We start from the raw sequence: 16,720 nt of genomic DNA, 5'->3' as shown, positions 1-16,720 counted from the left end.
AACCCCATGGCCTATAGTGACCAAGTTATTGATCATTACGAAAACCCACGCAACGTTGGTAATCTTGATAAAAACGCCAAAAACGTTGGTACCGGTATGGTCGGTGCCCCAGCATGTGGCGATGTAATGCGTCTTCAGATCCAAGTCGACGATAATGGTATTATCGAAGATGCGCGTTTCAAGACTTATGGCTGCGGTTCAGCGATTGCTTCAAGCTCGCTTGTTACTGAGTGGCTAAAAGGCAAAAGTTTGGATCAAGCTGGCGAAATCAAAAACAACGATATCGCTCAAGAGCTAGCATTACCACCAGTAAAAGTGCATTGCTCTGTACTTGCAGAAGATGCCATTAAAGCCGCTATTAGCGACTATAAAGGTAAGCATGGCGTAGCCGCTCCAGCAGAAGAAGCTGCGATCTAAGCTAGGCTAAACCTGCTAGCGTATGCGCTACGTTGTACTAGCAACGCTAAAGTAGCAATGTGTAACCGCTACTGACGCTAAAGAGGTGACAATGACACTTATGTAATTGTCACCTTTTGTTTTCTAATAGTCGTAAGCCTACACTTTTGGCAATCTTGTAATTCTGGTTGTCAGTTTATCTAGATTTTTTTATTGATATTTATGATTAATAGTCAATGGGAGTTGGCATGATTGAAATGACAGAACGCGCCGCTCAGCATGTTCGAGACTTTTTGGACAATCGCGGCAAAGGCGAAGGCATTCGAGTTGGTATCCGTACAGCGGGTTGCTCGGGCTTGGCTTACGTTTTAGAGTTTGTAGATACCCCTGATGAAAACGACACGCGTTATGAAAGTCGCGGCGTTAGCATCTTTATTGATCCTAAAAGCCTCGTATATTTAGACGGCTTGTTGATGGATTACGAAAAAGAAGGTTTAAACGAAGGCTTTAAATTTACCAATCCTAACCAAAAAGGTGAATGTGGTTGCGGTGAGTCGTTCACAGTTTGATGGTTCAATGACTGAAAAATAATAGATTTATGCTTCAGCAAGCTTTCATAATAACAGTGCAGTATCTCTGCTATCGCTATGGAAAATGGCTAATTTACTTAGGTAGCCAAGCGATTGAGATCTTCTTAGCTAGGTTATGACTTCAAAAATAAATAAAAAAGCAAGGCATCAGATTATGACAGATATTACTTCAGAACCACAGTTTGATAACTTCTTTGCCCTATTTGAGCAGCCTGTACAATTTGAAATTAGCCAAAGCAGTCTAGAGCAACGTTTGCGCTTGCTGCAAAAACGCTATCATCCTGATAATGTCGCCAAAAATCAGATCGATATGGTTCAAGCACAGTTGCAGTCTGAAAAAGTATCAGCTTTAATCAATCAAGCGTATCAAACACTAAGCGCTCCTGATAGTCGTGCTGGTTATTTATTAGACATGGCAGATCAAGCACAAAACATAGAGCACTCAATCGCAGATTTAGATTTTTTGGAAGATGCGATGCAGATGCGTATGGATCTAGATGATGCTATCGAAGACAAAGATCTGTCAGCCTTGCAGCAATTACATCCTCAAATTACAAATCGTCTAGCAAATCAATCTGAACGCTTCAATAATGCTTATCAAAATCAAGATTGGCAAACAGCGATTGACGCGACACAGAAACTGAAATTTTTAGTTAAGCTAAATGCTGATGTGACAACTGGGCTTGATGATGTTGCAAATTCATCGCATTCAGATGACGATGACTTATACGTTTAAACATCTGTGGTTATGGCTCTCACTAACAAGCTAAATTCTATATATTTGGTTAAAATAGTGACCGTGTTACCGTATAATCTTTGAGTCTAAGCGCATCAAACTGTCAGAATCCGTATTCCATGGAATGAGATTACCGACGTTAAGCTCTCTTGCTGCATATACTATATTTGCTCCATTTCACTTATTCATTTTATCTCTGAGTTATTCTTATGTCTTTAATGCAAATTGCTGAACCCAATCAAAGCGCTCAACCTCACCAACATAAATTTGGCTTGGGCATCGACCTTGGTACTACACGCTCATTGGTTGCTGTGGTGCGTTCAGGTAAGGCACAAGTCTTAGAGGCAGGTTCAGCGACAGATACATTATTACCGTCTGTTGTCTATTATCCAGCGACTGGTACGCCATTGGTTGGCTATGACGCCCTAGCGCATTTAGCGGATGATCCAAAAAATACGATCGTCTCGGCTAAGCGTTTTATGGGTCGTAGTCAAGCTGATATAAAATTTTCTCATCCTTATGAGCTGTCTGGTAACAAAAACGATATGCCCGCCTTTGTAACGGCTCAAGGCGAGGTTTCTCCTGTTGCAGTATCAGCGCGTATCTTAGCCGCTCTTGAGCAACGTGCAGCAAGCGCTTTACCTGCAGATAGCATTGAAGGTGCCGTGCTTACGGTTCCCGCTTATTTTGATGAAGCACAGCGTCAAGCAACCAAAGATGCCGCTCAAGCAGCGGGTATCAATGTACTTCGCTTACTCAATGAACCAACAGCGGCGGCAGTCGCCTATGGTCTTGACCAATCATCAGAAGACAGTAAAAAAGAAAGCTATTACTTAATCTATGATTTGGGCGGTGGTACTTTTGACGTCTCTATCTTAAAACTTACCGATGGTGTCTTTGAAGTATTGGCAACTGGTGGTAATAGCGCCCTAGGCGGTGATGATATTGATCGTCTTATTACCAATTGGATCATTAAACAATTAAATATCAATCCAAAAGATGTAAGCCTACATGACAAATCAATACTAGCTCAACAAGCCAAAGCTTATAAACAAGCGCTGACTGATGCTGAACAAGTAGATACCAGTGTGGTTGTCAATGGTCAGTCTTACCAAGGCGTATTAAGCCGTACAGATGTGCTAACTATCGTAGAGCCTGTTAGTCGCCGTACGCTAAGTGTATGCGAACAAGTACTACGCGATGCCAAGTTATCTACTACAGATCTAGATGAAGTTATCTTAGTGGGCGGTTCTACTCGTATGCCTGCCGTACAGAAAGTTGTGACTGAATTTTTTGCTAAGCAGCCACTTTGTCGCCTGAATCCAGATGAAGTCGTTGCCTTAGGTGCTGCCCAAACTGCTCATCAATTGGTTAATGGCGATAGTGAAAACAATTTATTGTTATTGGACGTGACGCCACTATCATTAGGTCTTGAGACCATGGGTGGTTTGGTTGAAGTACTTATCCCACGCAATACGCCTATCCCTGTGAAGAAACGTCAAGTGTTTACCACTTATCAAGATGGTCAAACAGGCATGGTGATTCACGTGGTACAAGGTGAGCGCGAAACAGTAGAAAACTGTCGCTCTCTTGGACGTTTTGAGCTGTATGGTATCCCGCCAATGAAAGCTGGGTTTGCTCGTATCGAAGTTACCTTTAGCATCGATGCCAACGGTCAGCTTACTGTCAGTGCGCAAGAAACTACGACCAAAACAGAAAGTAAAATCGAGATTGTGCCTTCTTATGGTCTATCAGATGAGCAAAAAGAACAGTTGCTTGTTGCAGGGTTTAAACACGCAGAAGAAGACAAAAATGCGCGTTCTTTAATTGAGACAAAAGTAGAAGCGGAACGTGAAGTACTTGCCCTAGAGTCGGCACTTAACGAATTTGCAGCATTGCTATCTGTTGAAGAACAACAATCACTAGCAGAGCATATACAAGCGCTACGTAACTCTCTTAGCACTGATGACTTAGCGCTTATTGAAACGCAACAAGCTCAGCTCAAGCCACATAGCGATGCCTTTGCCGCACGTATTATGAATCAAAGCGTCAAGACCAGTATGGCAGGTACTAGTGCCAAAGACTGGTAATAAATACATCGACATATATAGCTTAGCTAACATATTAAGCTAACTTCTAATATTTTTTAAATTGATTAGCATCGGACAGATAATTTATGCCAAAAGTTACCGTACTACCCCACCACGAAATTTGCCCTGAAGGCGCAGAAGTTGAACTACAAGCTGGTGAAAACTTATGCAAAGCACTATTAGAAAAAGGCATCAAAATTGAGCATGCTTGTGAGATGTCAAAAGCTTGTACCACATGTCATGTTGTAGTACGCAAGGGTTTCAACAGTTTGGATGAGATGGATGATATCGAGGCGGATCTGCTTGATCGTGCTTGGGGACTAGAGCCTGATTCACGTTTATCTTGTCAGGTCATGCTTGATGATGATGACTTGACCATCGAGGTCCCTAAATATACCCTTAACCATGCTAAAGAAAATCATTAAACACTGATAATACTTCCTAGTTAAGATTGAAAAAGGCTAGCTATGTAATAGCTGGCCTTTTTCTATATATGATTTTAAGACGATAGACTTGAAACGCTTACTTGCGATTAGCATCTTCACGCTTACTTTCTGCAGCTATGCCCTTTACTACTTTTTCTTCCTCTTGCTCGATACGTTCCAGCGCAAAATTTAAACGAGCTCTAATATCTTGATAATCATTGTCTTTCATATCTTTAAAGTTCAAATGCAAATTGAAACCAGGCAATGTATGGTCAACCCATTTAGACAAATGACCTGTACTGGCACTAGGATCGAGTACTTGCCATGCATCGACCTTTTCATCAATACCTTTCAAGCAAAATGCGGCAACGTGCTCGCATTCATAGTTATGGCATATATAATCGTAAGTGCTTTCACTGACCAATATCTGATCTTTGCCCGCACAGGACTCAAGCCTAGAAGCTAGGTTGGCTTCTTTGCCAATGATGGTATAGCTTAATCGACTATTACTACCAAAATTACCAACGTGACAGTAACCAGTGGTGATACCAACACGTATATATAAGCCTTCAAACCCCATTAACCGCCATTTCTGGCGTAAGGTACGCATTTCTCGGCGCATATCAATTGCCATCGCCACACAATCTAGGGCATCTTGACGCGAGCCGCGGCTATTCGGTTCACCAAAGAAACACACCATGCCATCACCAATGAACTTATCAAGCACTGCACCATGTTTGTCAGCGATCGACGTCATGCAATGCATATAAGTATTGAGAATATCTGCCAAATTATCAGAACTTAGACTATCAGATAGCTCGGTAAAGCCGACAATATCTGAAAACATGATAGTTATTTTTGCGCGTTTATTAGAAACACTAACGGGGCTATCCGATTTGACAATAGGCTCCCAAATTTGTGGTGGTACAAAACGGGTAAGCTTATTGATCACTGATACCATGGTGCTTAGGCGTCCTCCTGCCTTATAAGCAGAAGCCTTATAACCAATGTATTCTTGATACATACGCCAGAACTGATACAAAATAACGCCTAAACTTGCCACCATTACTATCAATGGTAATAAGCCTTCATCAAAATCCATACTATTCGCATTTAAGACTGTGCTAACGTAAAAAAACGCAATTATCGTTACGACAGATACAGATAACAGTCTGAGGTGATTCTCAGGTCGGCTAAGAATGATACGTACACCAATTAAGGCAGCCAAGCTGATTGATATGACTGTACAGCATTGTAGCGAGCCAATGACAACCGATAATAGAATAATAACGATGTTAGACGTCCAAAAGCTGGTCTGGCGTCGATAATTGTATATCAGGATCAGGAGACTTGGCAATGTAATAATAACCAATAGTGCCATTGAGATAGGACGGAAGTCGTAATATATAGCACGCAAAACAACCGTCAGTATTAAAACGAACACTTCTGGATAATCGAAACGACAAACTCCAGCATCTTTCAGCGGCAACCTTGATTTTAGTGTCTCTGAGAAGGTCATATGAGTTTCACTTAAATGTTTCGAGCGATATGAGAGACAAGGATATATCACACTAGCACATGTGCATCATTTACCCTTATGACGATTTATCATAAGATATATCTAATAATATATTATACTTTCGAAATAAGTTTAAACAAGGTTACTGATGACTACAAGGCGACCTTTTATCTAGTTTATTCCCTCCTTTACACTTTTATTCAAATTTAAATAAAAAGAGAGACCAGATACATTTAAGTATTTGGCCTCCCTTTTTGCATATAGAATTTAGGTTCAAGCTATTCTTATTAAATGCAGGATAGAATGATAATTACATTTGCCAGTCAAACGGCATTTGGTGATGACCACGTAATGCCATCATTAATGTTTGCTGCATTTGCGCCAACACTTCTTTAGTATATGGAACAGCTGGCACACCCCATACTGGGTTTGGCCATTGCATGTCATTTTGATAACGGACAATATGATGGAAATGAAGCTGTGGCACTTGATTACCAAGAGCGGCCACATTCATTTTATCGGCTTGAAAGGTTTTGGCTAACTGGCTCGATAACCAGCTGGACTCACGCAAGAACTGCGTTTGGTCTGCCTCAGACAGCTCATATAACTCTTTGATACCGGATACACGCGGCACCAATATAAGCCAAGGAAATTGGCAGTCATTGATTAAACGACAAGTGGATAATGGAAAATCCCCCACTAAAAAACTATCAGCAGCAAGTTTATGATGAAGTTGGAACATAATGACGGTTCTCTTGTTGTTTAATGCAAATAAAATACAGAAAGTTAAAAAGTTAGTTTGGCTATTTTATCAGTTATCGGGTTGATAAAATAGCACCATGATTTATTGCCTTAGTATGACTACCTAGCCTACTTGATATCCAGCTATGTACTAAGCAGGCTCTGTCACCATGTGCTCGCTAAAATAGCGCAGCAGCTCTTGTATGACCGTCACACGCTGTTGCGGTGTGGCTAACTTATCGCTATTTTGGTAACGGATACCAGATGCGCCATTCATACGATAATGCTGACCATTTGATTGGATCAATTTAATAATCGCTAACGCATCAACTGGAGTATCTGGCGCAAATTCCAGTGTCATACTACTACTGTTGGCATCGATTTTGTTGATCTTCAGTGGCTCTGCTTGTAAACGTAACCCATGAATGGCGAATAGCTGCTTGGTTTGATCTGGAAGTGCCCCAAAGCGGTCTATCATTTCCGTACGAATATCCGTCAATGCCTCTTTATCATCGGTATTGCTAATACGCTTGTAGAACAATAAGCGCTGATGCACGTCATGTAGATACTCCTCTGGAATGAGAGCAGAGCTGTGTAGATTGATTTCACTGGTCAACGACAACGGTGTATTTAAATCAGGTTCCTTGCCAGCTTTGATGGCTTTAGTCGCACGCTCAAGCATATCCATGTATAAACTAAAGCCAATCGCCTGCATATTACCACTTTGCTGCTTACCTAATATCTCCCCTGCACCGCGAATCTCTAAATCCTCACTTGCCAGCATAAAGCCTGCACCTAAAGTATTGGCACGCTCAATCGCATGCAAACGGCGCTTGGCATCACCTTTGAGGCCTTTCAGAGAAGGCACTAATAAGTAGCAATACGCTTGGTGGTGACTGCGTCCTACTCGGCCTCTCAGCTGATGCAATTGCGCAAGACCAAACTTATCTGCACGCTCAATGATGATCGTATTGGCATTGGGCACATCAATACCCGTTTCGATAATGGTAGAACAAACCAACACATTGAATTTTTTATGATAAAACTGCTGCATGATCTGCTCAAGTTGGCGCTCTTGCATTTGCCCATGAGCTACTCCTACTCGTGCTTCTGGCACTAGGTCACGAATGGTCTCTGCCATACGCTCAATACTGGCAACATCATTATGTAGAAGATAGACCTGCCCACCACGCAGAAGCTCACGCAATATGGCTTCTTTCATCAAGGCTTCTGTCTTTTGCATTACAAAGGTTTTGATGGCAAGTCGTCGTGCAGGTGGCGTGGCGATAATCGACATATCACGCATACCTGAGAGCGCCATATTTAGCGTTCTAGGGATCGGAGTCGCCGTCATAGACATGCTATCGACATCTGTCTGAATAGCCTTGATACGCTCTTTATGACGTACTCCAAAGCGATGCTCTTCATCCACAATCATCAGTCCAAGGTTGGCAAACTTCACATCTGGTTGTAGCAGTTTATGGGTACCAATGACGATGTCCACTTTACCAGCGGCCAAATCAGCCAATACCATTTCTTGATGTTTTTTGCCGCCAAAGCGCGATAGGCTTTCAATGCGAACTGGCCAATCGGCAAAACGATCGCGGAAATTGTCTTCATGCTGACCGGCAAGTAATGTGGTAGGCACCAGTACGGCAACCTGATAACCAGCACTAACGGCAATAAACGCGGCTCGCATCGCGACTTCTGTTTTACCAAAACCAACGTCGCCACAAATAAGACGATCCATCGGTTGGTTTTGTCTCATATCTTCCATAACCGCATGAATGGCGTTGGCCTGGTCAGCGGTTTCTTCAAAGGCAAACTGGCTAGCGAATAGCTCATACTGTGATGGGTCTATCTTGAAATGAATGCCAACTTTGGCCTCACGTCTTGCCTGCATATTGAGTAGTTCAGCAGCGACGTCATGAATTTGCTCTAATGCTTTTTGCTTGGCTCGGTCCCATTTACCACTACCAATCTTATGTAGCGGTGCTAAGGCTGGATCACCGCCACTATAGCGACTAATCATTTGCAGATTGGCCACTGGCACGTAGATACTAGCGTCATCAGAATATTTTAAATGGATAAATTCTTGCTCACCATCGCCCACATCTAAGGTAATCAAGCCATTATAACGACCGATACCATGCTCAATATGTACCACTGGACTGCCATCTGTTATCTCAGTAACGCTCTTGACTAAGAACTCTTCTGATACCCCGCTTTGGCGACGACGGCGCGTCTGTAAGACTTGACGACCAAACAGCTGTGTTTCGCTAATCAGTACCAAACGCTCAGGCACATAGACACCGCGCTCAATTGGCGCTACGGTCAGACCGACATGCGGTAGATGACTGTTATTAATAGCGCTGGTTTTATCTGCGGCTAGAAAGGCTTCAAAGCTATCGTACGCCTTGATATCAATCTTACCTTTAAACAGCTCAATGAGAATCTCGCGACGGCCTGCGGTTTCTGCAACGATCAGTACGGGTGTTGAAGTCTTTGATTGCGTATCCAAGAAATCGAGCAATTCAGATAATGGTTCAGACTTTTGATGATTGACTGCTAACTGTGGCGGTTCTTCAGCACTTAATGTCACCAGTCCTTGTTGTTTAGTGACACTCAATGGTAATGGTATTTGTGAGTCGTCTATACTTTCTGACCCTACCACATCATTCATCATAGCCAGTTCATCACGAGCACTTAATATTACTCTTGGATACTGGTTTAGTTGCTCGTTAAGCGCGTTAGATAATAGATACAGCATTGCTGGCTCTACGATAGGCTTATCAATATCATGTCGACGTTCTTCGTAGCGACGCTGGATTTGTGACCAGTAATCGGCTTGTTTTTCATTGATTAATTCATCGGTGATAAACAACGCATCGCTTGGTAAATAGGAAAATAAACTACTCTCCGCCTCCCAGTCTTTTAAGTCAAAAAATAGCGGCTGATAATACTCTAATCCGCTACTAGCAATTCCTGCCATTACGTCTTTGTGCAGCTCAGACTTACGGCTACTGGTATTAGGGAACAGCGCAGCAAAGTTCGTGCGAAACGTCTCACGCCCTTCGTCAAGTGGGAACTCTTTGGCAGGCAAAATTTGAAATTGGTCGATAGGTTTAGAGATATCTGGCATCTTATGCAGTAGTGACAATGACTCTTTTGCCATACTGGTATCGTTGCCCGTTAACATCGCTTTAAGATCGTCAGGGGTCAATGTACGCTGCGTTTGAGGATGAAAAAAGCGAATCGTTTCGATTTCATCATCGAACAAGTCTAAACGTAGCGGAAAAGGCTGACCCATGGCAAAAATATCAATAATACTGCCACGTACTGCAAACTCACCTGGCTCAAAGACATTTTCAACCGCTCGATAACCAGCCTTTGCCAGTAGCCCTCGTTGAGTATTGATATCAAATCGATCGCCAACACTCAAATCAAAATGCTGTCCAATCAACCAGCTTGGCGGTGCGACACGATGCATGAGGGCTTGTATTGAAATAAGTAGCACGCCCGTTTTTGGCATATCCGTCAACAGATTGATGCGTTCACTGACGATGTCTTGATGCGGAGATAGCTCATCATAAGTCAGTGTCTCCCAGTCAGGGAACACATAAGCATCGACTCCGCAAAATGCCAGCTCAGTCTCTATCTGATTGAGTTGATTTTGGTCACGTGCCACCACGACTTTTAGGCGCTCGGCAACATTCCACATAGGTGTTTGCACCAAGCTTGCCAACCATAAGCTGCTGACCGCACCATGGACAGGCGCTAGCCAACGCCGCTCGGCATTTTGGATAGGAAACAACTGCTGGTTAATAGGGTCAAACGCGTCAGTCAAAGCAGTAATAGGCATAAAGAATAGGATCAAAGTTAAGGAGTCAGAAAGCTATTATACGAATATTTGAGCAATTACCAAAACTTATGCCGTAACGGTTTGTCACTTAAGAGTTTACCCATTAATGAGTAAGTGTTAACAACGATTATTGCGCTTTAACTGTCATTACATAACAAAAAACCCCAACTGATAAGCTGAGGTTTTCATTTTTGCTAATCAAGCCAAGCCTAAAACTTCAGCTGATAAGTGGTTTATCGCTAGCAATAATGCCATTATTATCAGCATAAACGAACATACCCGAGTTCAACGTTAAGTCACCGAAGCTGATTTCGATATCTATTTGACCTTCATCACGGCGAGTTGATTTGCGCGGGATACAACCAAGCGCCATCACGCCAAGATCCATCTCTGCCATGTCATCAACATCGCGGACACAACCATATACAATAACCCCAGCCCAGCCATTATCGATAGCCGATTGTGCAATCATATCGCCTAGCAATGCACAGCGCATAGAGCCGCCACCATCAACAACCAATACTTTGCCATTGCCTTCTTTATCTTTGCCATCGCTATTCAACAGTGACTTAACACGGCTATTGTCTTCAAAGCACTTAACCGTCACGATTTCGCCGCAGAATCTGTCTTTTGCACCAAACTGACGGAATGACTTACCTTCGATATTTGGCAAGCATACTTGCGACTCAGGATTGGCATCCAATAGATCACAAGTGACAAAATTTTCTCTATCCATTTGTATCGATTCTGACATTGCTCCTGCTCCTTGTTTTAGTGATTCAACTGACTGGTATTTCAATACTTATTGATGCTTTGATAATAGTTATTTTGATGCTTTGATAATAGTTATTTTATTTTTTACTCTTGTACTATGGTTTTGATGCAAACTTGTTCTGACACAATTAACAATCGGTATCTGTAGCTTTCCAGTTTTGAGACTGAATCTGTCACTAGAAAAACTGTCCTTTTATTTTTTGACCCGAGTCATCGCTAGCATCTGCTTATTTTCGATAATGTCGATATGCTTAATTTGAGGTTCAGTACGATATTTACTACGATGGTAAATATCATGAGCACTCATGGCCATAGCACTGGCAACGCGTTTAGCAGAAATAGGATGTAACGATAGCGACTCTGACACGAGCGGCGAGATGAGTTTAAAGGCTTTTTGACCAATGCTCTCAAGCGGACGACCTTTATGTTTACCAAGTAATAATGAAGGGCGGAAGACGACCAATTGGCCAAAATCTAATGCCATAACAGCCTGCTCTGTCTCAGCCTTGACTCGATTGTATAAAAAACGACTGTCAATATCCGCATTCATTGAGGAGAGTAAAAAGAAATTCTCTACCCCTTTATCACGACATAACTTGGCAAAATTTACGTTATAGTCTCGATCTACCTTGCGAAAAGCCTCATCACTACCAGCCTGTTTTTTTGTCGTACCCAAACAACTAAAAGCATCCGTGGTTCGATCTGCACCAACGCTTGCAAACACTTCAGAGAGATTATCAAAATCATTGATTTGATAAAAACGCATGCTGGCATTAATGTAGCGTGGTGGGCGGCGGGCAATCACAATCAATGTGTCATAAAGCTCACTCAGTTGCTTTACCAAATGCTGCCCTACTAACCCCGTTGCGCCAATCACAATTGCTTTTCGCTGCATACCCTATCCACTTATATAACATTAGATGAACTATATTGATGAGAAAATACCTATATCAAGGCCTATCGTTAGAATATCATACCTAAATTCCTCAATAACTGACGCTATTATATAGGATATATTGTAAGAGATTTTATCAACCCTCTATGTCTGTCAGCGCTTACTATTGATTTAGTTACTAGAATGACCCAAATTCGATGATATTACGTAACTTCTTTAAGCATTAATCATCAAATATATTGTCCTTAGTTCAATAATTTGCTAAGATAATCGGCTTTACACGTCAACGCTGTTTAATTATTCCAAACAGCTCTGACGCTTACGATGATCTATTCATATTAGATACTTTAATATCAGACATCGACATCATATTTGACGAGACGGCTGCTCGTCACCGATGATTGTTAAACCCATTATTGCAATCAACATTCATATTTTTATCTATCTTTATCAAGGAGATACGCGTGGCTAATACTGCACAAGCTCGTAAACGCGCCCGTCAAAACACCAAACGTCGTCAGAACTCTGCGTCACAACGCTCTATGGTTCGTACTTACTTAAAACGTGTTGATGCGGCTATCGCAGCTAAAGATTATGACGCGGCTACCGAAGCTTACAAAAAAGCGGTACCAGTTCTTGATCGTATGGCTGACAAAGGTATTATTCATAAGAATAAAGCTGCTCGTCGTAAGAGCCGCCTAAACAAAACAATCAAAGGCCTACAAGCTTAAGATTTGTATTGGTTAGACCGCATTTCGCTTTTACAGCGTAATGACTAAAACCTTGTCACTGGTTCTAATACCGTGGCAAGGTTTTTTTATGCCTATTCAAAACGTATTCAATGAACAGCTTCCCTATCAAATCATTTCAATGTATAAACAAAACATTAATTCCACTGCACTTCTGGCGGCAATAGCAACTTGCTAGGATGGTAGCCAGCTGCACGATAACCGTCTAATAATGAACTAATCGGCCGAGTATATACCTGACCCCGCCAAATAAAATGCGCGCTTGCTTGATCAAATGGCTTATCATCAAACCATAAGAACACGCCTTCCATCATCTTTGGCCAATCATTCCAATCAATCTCTACCACATCGAACATAACGGCTAAGAATGCAGATAACAACGTATCATGACTCACAGCGAGCATCAGATGGCCGTGCTGCGGCTGATTCTGGTAAAAAAGCGACAGAATATCCAGACCGCCTTGATAGGTGTTTTTGGTCCCTTCGAGATTTCCTTGCAAAAAGCGATTAATAAAGTTCAGGACGCCAATCTCTTTGAACACAGGGTTGGCTATTTCAGGCTCGGTGACGAGACTGCCAGGCTCAACTAACAATGATTGATGCGTAATGTCACGCCGTAGTCCTGCCCCCTCTTGCATCAGCTGCGCGGTATCGATACAACGCCCAATGGGGCTAGAGATACTATCGACGTCGAGAGAATATGGTAGATGACCTGATAACCACCGACCCCAAGACTTTGCCAGTATGCGACCTTTAGGAGTCAAAGGTAACTGATAGCTGGCAAAACCATTACCATCAGAGCGCTCGCGTAAAGAGTGCCTGGTAAATAGAATCAGCCGCTTATTTTCAGGCAATAGGCTGACGGAGGAAATCATGCTATCTGGTAGGTGCGAAGGTGCAGGCGCGCTTGGGGTGTGACTCGCGAGCTTGTCAGCAGATATTTTGGACAGGGTGTTATTTAGATATTTACTCATGACAGCAAGCCTAGCAGATTTCTTATCAGGAATGAACCACAGACAAATCTAGTTGCAATATATCTTATAAATACCTTCACTCTTTCAAAAAACACTTTATTTAAAAGAGTCTATACCTAAAATAAATGAAGATTTGCCAGATATATACATGCGTTCCTAGCCAATATCAATGACTTTGTCCCACGCGAACTCTAGTGCGGTACTACTGACCTCATTAGGATAGGCTCGTGGATTGACAATCACTCGCGTATTACCAATTTTATAATCAAATGCTTCATGAGTATGTCCGTGTACCCATAGCATCGGCGCCCAATCCTCGTGCATCCATCCTGACAGATCACTGACGAAAGCCGCATTACTCGGTAGATTGGCATATTTTTCAGACACCGATAACGCACTGACGCTGTGATGACTCATGACTACTGTTTTTTTACCAAGTTTATGAGATTCCATCAAAGCTTGCTGTAGCCACTGACGATGCTCAGCATGAATCTGCATAGATACTTCAGGCGAAAACAGTTCGTTGCCTGCGTAAATCTGCTTATAGTCACGCATAAAATGCCTAGCAGCAGCCATAGTGTCTTCATTAGCATGATACTGATAGTCGGTCCAGAGCGTACAACCTAAAAGGCGTATATCACCGATATCGATATGCTGACATTGTAAGACGCGAACCCCTTTTTTAGACGCAGTATCATAGTTATCCCAAGTTGCCAGTTTATGGTCAAAGCTCAATACGTCTTCATCAAAGTATTCATGATTACCAGCGATAGTAATCAAGGGAACTTCTAAGCGCGCCGCTTGTTCTTGCAGCCACGGCATACCTTTATCGCTATTAGCAGTATCCCCTGCTACCAATACTAAATCTGCATCGGTTTTAGGAATATGTCCAACGGGGTGCGATTGACGTGCATAACTATCAATATGTAAGTCACTCAATATCTGTAATTTCATATTATCCAACATCACTTAGTGGCGTTATTATTAAAAATCTAATTAGCGATAAACGCTCATAGCAGTACTACTGATATTTAGCTAAATGAGCGTTTTTAATATAGTTATTATATTTTAGAACGGTTGTAATAATAAATTTAAGTAGTGTAGCAGCTTTTTCTATACCATCAAAAAGTAAAAAGACAGCCATTTAGGCTGTCTTTTTTTCTTAACGTCTATTCAAACTTAAATACTTTGAAGTATTGTCTGTAGTTTAGCAGCAGGGTCTGAAGCTTGAGTGATTGAACGACCAATGACTAAATAATCAGAACCATCTATTAGCGCCTGACTTGGTGTACAGATACGTTTTTGATCATCTGCATTATCTTCAGCTAGACGTATACCAGGCGTCACCAGTTTAAAATCCTGACCACATAATGCTTTAAGTGCCTTTGCTTCTTGAGCCGAGCACACCACCCCATCTAGACCAGATTGCTTAGTCAGTTGTGCTAGTCGGCTGACTTGGGTATCTAAGCTATCAGTGATGCCTGTCTGCATCAACGCTTCACTATCCATAGAGGTCAATACGGTAACTGCGATAAGCAAGGTATCAAGATCTCTATCTAGCAAGCGCTGTTTTGCCAACGACATGGCTTCTAGACCTGCGCTAGCATGGACATTCACCATCCAGACACCAAGTTCAGCGGCAGCCAATACTGCTTGAGCAGTGGTATTCGGAATGTCATGAAATTTTAAGTCTAAAAACACTTCGAAATCACGGTGATGTAGTGCTTTGATGATATCAGGACCACAACGGGTAAATAGCTCTTTACCGACTTTCAATCGACATTGGGATGGATCTAACTGATCAGCTAGCGCCAAAGACGCCTCTACCGTCATATTGTCTAGAGCAACGACAACTGGAGAGTTAATTACATTATTCATGGTTTTACCATATATTTTGAAGTTATCAAAGTATTGTATTTAAGGTCAGTACTGCGTTCGTTAAGCTATCACCTAGCAGATCACCTAAAATATCACTTAACGACTTAATCTCGTCTACGCTTAGACAGAGTAGAGCCTTCAGTTAGGCTAGTTGCGTCACTACTTTGCACATTGGCAGCAGAAGCACCATAAACAGCTTCATCTACTGTTGGCGCGCTTGCTTGACGATCGATAACTGTATGGGCTTGAGTCAATTGCTCTTGTAGATTTGCATTTGCTTTTTGCAGACGTGAGATTTCCCACTTATTCTGTAGCACACGAAAGATAAGCAATGCCAGTAAAATACCAATAACAATACCTAGCATCAAACACAAAATAAGTAGCAACCCTAGATTCATCGTAGGTGCTTGTGAAAACAGTAGGTTGACTCCGACCTCAGTATTATTTGCCAATACCAAACCAAGTGAATAGGCAAAGCTCAAAAACAGCAATACAAATAGTAGAAAGCGCATGAGACAGTTACCTCAGTTTGGAGTGATAAATTTTGACGGTTTGATAGCCAGTGCTGGTTTAACTAACCGTTTGCTACCGTATCGTTTACTGCTTCGCGTAAGGCCTTACCTGGCTTAAAATGTGGAATCGCTTTAGCCGGCACAGGTACGCTTTCACCTGTCTTAGGATTACGTCCCATACGGGCACGGCGATGATGTAGACAAAAACTACCGAATCCGCGAACTTCGACTCGGCCATCATTGGCTAAAGTATGGGTCATCAAGTTTAAGATTTCACGCACTGCGTCATCAACCACGGTATCTGCCATGTTGTCACAGTTTGCACTCAAATTACTGATAAATTCGGATTTGTTAATCGCTTGCTGCATTATTACGCTTGCCTTGTTGATTGATGGATAAGCTGATGATAAGTCAACGCTCTATAGTACGTAAATGCGTTTGGATAATTAAACTATATATACTGAATCTTTGAAAACTAACATTCAGAATCGTATTATAACTGTAAAAAGCTTATAACTATCATCTCGTTACTCAATGGTGCAAATGATAGCGGATATTAGCGTAAATGGGAATAAGAGT

General features: G+C 42.0%; 16 protein-coding genes. 6 read left to right on the top strand and 10 right to left on the bottom strand.

What is annotated here, in order from left to right; all coding sequences use genetic code 11:
* The first annotated feature begins 6 nt into the window (after positions 1-6).
* The 5 genes from iscU (at position 7) to fdx (ending at position 4,237) form a co-directional block, all read left to right on the top strand.
* Positions 7-417, top strand: a complete 411-nt coding sequence (gene iscU / locus AK824_RS04610; RefSeq protein WP_057759218.1) for a Fe-S cluster assembly scaffold IscU — start codon at positions 7-9, stop codon at positions 415-417.
* Between the two features lie 227 nt (positions 418-644).
* A complete protein-coding gene (gene iscA, locus AK824_RS04605; protein WP_021814983.1) occupies positions 645-965 on the top strand; it encodes an iron-sulfur cluster assembly protein IscA in 321 nt (106 codons plus the stop codon).
* 175 nt (positions 966-1,140) lie between these two features.
* Complete coding sequence (hscB, locus tag AK824_RS04600) at positions 1,141-1,722, top strand: Fe-S protein assembly co-chaperone HscB (protein WP_057759216.1); 582 nt, start codon at positions 1,141-1,143, stop codon at positions 1,720-1,722.
* A gap of 209 nt (positions 1,723-1,931) precedes the next feature.
* Positions 1,932-3,812, top strand: coding sequence for a Fe-S protein assembly chaperone HscA (gene hscA, locus AK824_RS04595; protein WP_057759214.1), 1,881 nt, complete (start codon positions 1,932-1,934; stop codon positions 3,810-3,812).
* An 86-nt stretch (positions 3,813-3,898) separates the two neighbouring features.
* Positions 3,899-4,237 (top strand): ISC system 2Fe-2S type ferredoxin, encoded by a 339-nt coding sequence (fdx, locus tag AK824_RS04590; protein WP_057759211.1) that lies wholly within the window; start codon positions 3,899-3,901, stop codon positions 4,235-4,237.
* 97 nt (positions 4,238-4,334) lie between these two features.
* Here the strand turns inward: fdx and AK824_RS04585 are convergent, their stop codons facing one another.
* From AK824_RS04585 to AK824_RS04565, 5 genes are all read right to left on the bottom strand, one after another.
* A complete protein-coding gene (locus AK824_RS04585) occupies positions 4,335-5,756 on the bottom strand; it encodes an adenylate/guanylate cyclase domain-containing protein (RefSeq protein ID WP_057759209.1) in 1,422 nt (473 codons plus the stop codon).
* A 310-nt stretch (positions 5,757-6,066) separates the two neighbouring features.
* Entirely contained in the window at positions 6,067-6,498 is a 432-nt protein-coding gene (locus tag AK824_RS04580) for an HIT domain-containing protein (protein WP_057759208.1), read from the bottom strand.
* 150 nt (positions 6,499-6,648) lie between these two features.
* On the bottom strand, positions 6,649-10,359 hold the full coding sequence (gene mfd / locus AK824_RS04575; protein WP_057759206.1) for a transcription-repair coupling factor: 3,711 nt from the start codon (positions 10,357-10,359) through the stop codon (positions 6,649-6,651).
* Between the two features lie 217 nt (positions 10,360-10,576).
* Complete coding sequence (rraA, locus tag AK824_RS04570; protein WP_082624572.1) at positions 10,577-11,113, bottom strand: ribonuclease E activity regulator RraA; 537 nt, start codon at positions 11,111-11,113, stop codon at positions 10,577-10,579.
* A 213-nt stretch (positions 11,114-11,326) separates the two neighbouring features.
* Positions 11,327-12,028, bottom strand: a complete 702-nt coding sequence (locus tag AK824_RS04565; RefSeq protein WP_057759204.1) for an NAD-dependent epimerase/dehydratase family protein — start codon at positions 12,026-12,028, stop codon at positions 11,327-11,329.
* Positions 12,029-12,492: 464 nt separating this feature from the next.
* On the opposite strand from AK824_RS04565, the gene rpsT reads away from it, so the two are divergent.
* Positions 12,493-12,759 (top strand): 30S ribosomal protein S20, encoded by a 267-nt coding sequence (gene rpsT, locus AK824_RS04560; RefSeq protein ID WP_010200097.1) that lies wholly within the window; start codon positions 12,493-12,495, stop codon positions 12,757-12,759.
* A 155-nt stretch (positions 12,760-12,914) separates the two neighbouring features.
* Here the strand turns inward: rpsT and AK824_RS04555 are convergent, their stop codons facing one another.
* The 5 genes from AK824_RS04555 to AK824_RS04535 form a co-directional block, all read right to left on the bottom strand.
* A complete protein-coding gene (locus tag AK824_RS04555) occupies positions 12,915-13,751 on the bottom strand; it encodes a histidine phosphatase family protein (protein ID WP_057759202.1) in 837 nt (278 codons plus the stop codon).
* Between the two features lie 156 nt (positions 13,752-13,907).
* Entirely contained in the window at positions 13,908-14,705 is a 798-nt protein-coding gene (locus AK824_RS04550) for a metallophosphoesterase (RefSeq protein ID WP_227511203.1), read from the bottom strand.
* Between the two features lie 225 nt (positions 14,706-14,930).
* Entirely contained in the window at positions 14,931-15,629 is a 699-nt protein-coding gene (pyrF, locus tag AK824_RS04545) for an orotidine-5'-phosphate decarboxylase (protein ID WP_057759199.1), read from the bottom strand.
* 104 nt (positions 15,630-15,733) lie between these two features.
* Positions 15,734-16,141 carry a lipopolysaccharide assembly protein LapA domain-containing protein gene (locus AK824_RS04540; protein ID WP_057759197.1) on the bottom strand — a complete coding sequence of 136 codons (408 nt, stop codon included), beginning with the start codon at positions 16,139-16,141 and terminating at the stop codon, positions 15,734-15,736.
* A gap of 62 nt (positions 16,142-16,203) precedes the next feature.
* A complete protein-coding gene (locus tag AK824_RS04535) occupies positions 16,204-16,509 on the bottom strand; it encodes an integration host factor subunit beta (RefSeq protein ID WP_057759195.1) in 306 nt (101 codons plus the stop codon).
* Positions 16,510-16,720: the final 211 nt, after the last annotated feature.

This window comes from Psychrobacter sp. P11G3, assembly GCF_001435845.1.
GTDB lineage: Bacteria > Pseudomonadota > Gammaproteobacteria > Pseudomonadales > Moraxellaceae > Psychrobacter.
This window is presented reverse-complemented; position numbering and strand designations above follow the sequence as displayed.

Excerpts from the sequence above, each read along its gene's own strand:
- iscU (WP_057759218.1), top strand. The coding sequence starts at position 7 with ATGGCCTATAGTGACCAAGTTATTGATCATTACGAAAACCCACGCAAC.
- iscA (WP_021814983.1), top strand. The coding sequence starts at position 645 with ATGATTGAAATGACAGAACGCGCCGCTCAGCATGTTCGAGACTTTTTG.
- hscB (WP_057759216.1), top strand. The coding sequence starts at position 1,141 with ATGACAGATATTACTTCAGAACCACAGTTTGATAACTTCTTTGCCCTA.
- hscA (WP_057759214.1), top strand. The coding sequence starts at position 1,932 with ATGTCTTTAATGCAAATTGCTGAACCCAATCAAAGCGCTCAACCTCAC.
- fdx (WP_057759211.1), top strand. The coding sequence starts at position 3,899 with ATGCCAAAAGTTACCGTACTACCCCACCACGAAATTTGCCCTGAAGGC.
- AK824_RS04585 (WP_057759209.1), bottom strand. The coding sequence starts at position 5,756 with ATGACCTTCTCAGAGACACTAAAATCAAGGTTGCCGCTGAAAGATGCT.
- AK824_RS04580 (WP_057759208.1), bottom strand. The coding sequence starts at position 6,498 with ATGTTCCAACTTCATCATAAACTTGCTGCTGATAGTTTTTTAGTGGGG.
- mfd (WP_057759206.1), bottom strand. The coding sequence starts at position 10,359 with ATGCCTATTACTGCTTTGACTGACGCGTTTGACCCTATTAACCAGCAG.
- rraA (WP_082624572.1), bottom strand. The coding sequence starts at position 11,113 with ATGTCAGAATCGATACAAATGGATAGAGAAAATTTTGTCACTTGTGAT.
- AK824_RS04565 (WP_057759204.1), bottom strand. The coding sequence starts at position 12,028 with ATGCAGCGAAAAGCAATTGTGATTGGCGCAACGGGGTTAGTAGGGCAG.
- AK824_RS04555 (WP_057759202.1), bottom strand. The coding sequence starts at position 13,751 with ATGAGTAAATATCTAAATAACACCCTGTCCAAAATATCTGCTGACAAG.
- AK824_RS04550 (WP_227511203.1), bottom strand. The coding sequence starts at position 14,705 with ATGAAATTACAGATATTGAGTGACTTACATATTGATAGTTATGCACGT.
- pyrF (WP_057759199.1), bottom strand. The coding sequence starts at position 15,629 with ATGAATAATGTAATTAACTCTCCAGTTGTCGTTGCTCTAGACAATATG.
- AK824_RS04540 (WP_057759197.1), bottom strand. The coding sequence starts at position 16,141 with ATGCGCTTTCTACTATTTGTATTGCTGTTTTTGAGCTTTGCCTATTCA.
- AK824_RS04535 (WP_057759195.1), bottom strand. The coding sequence starts at position 16,509 with ATGCAGCAAGCGATTAACAAATCCGAATTTATCAGTAATTTGAGTGCA.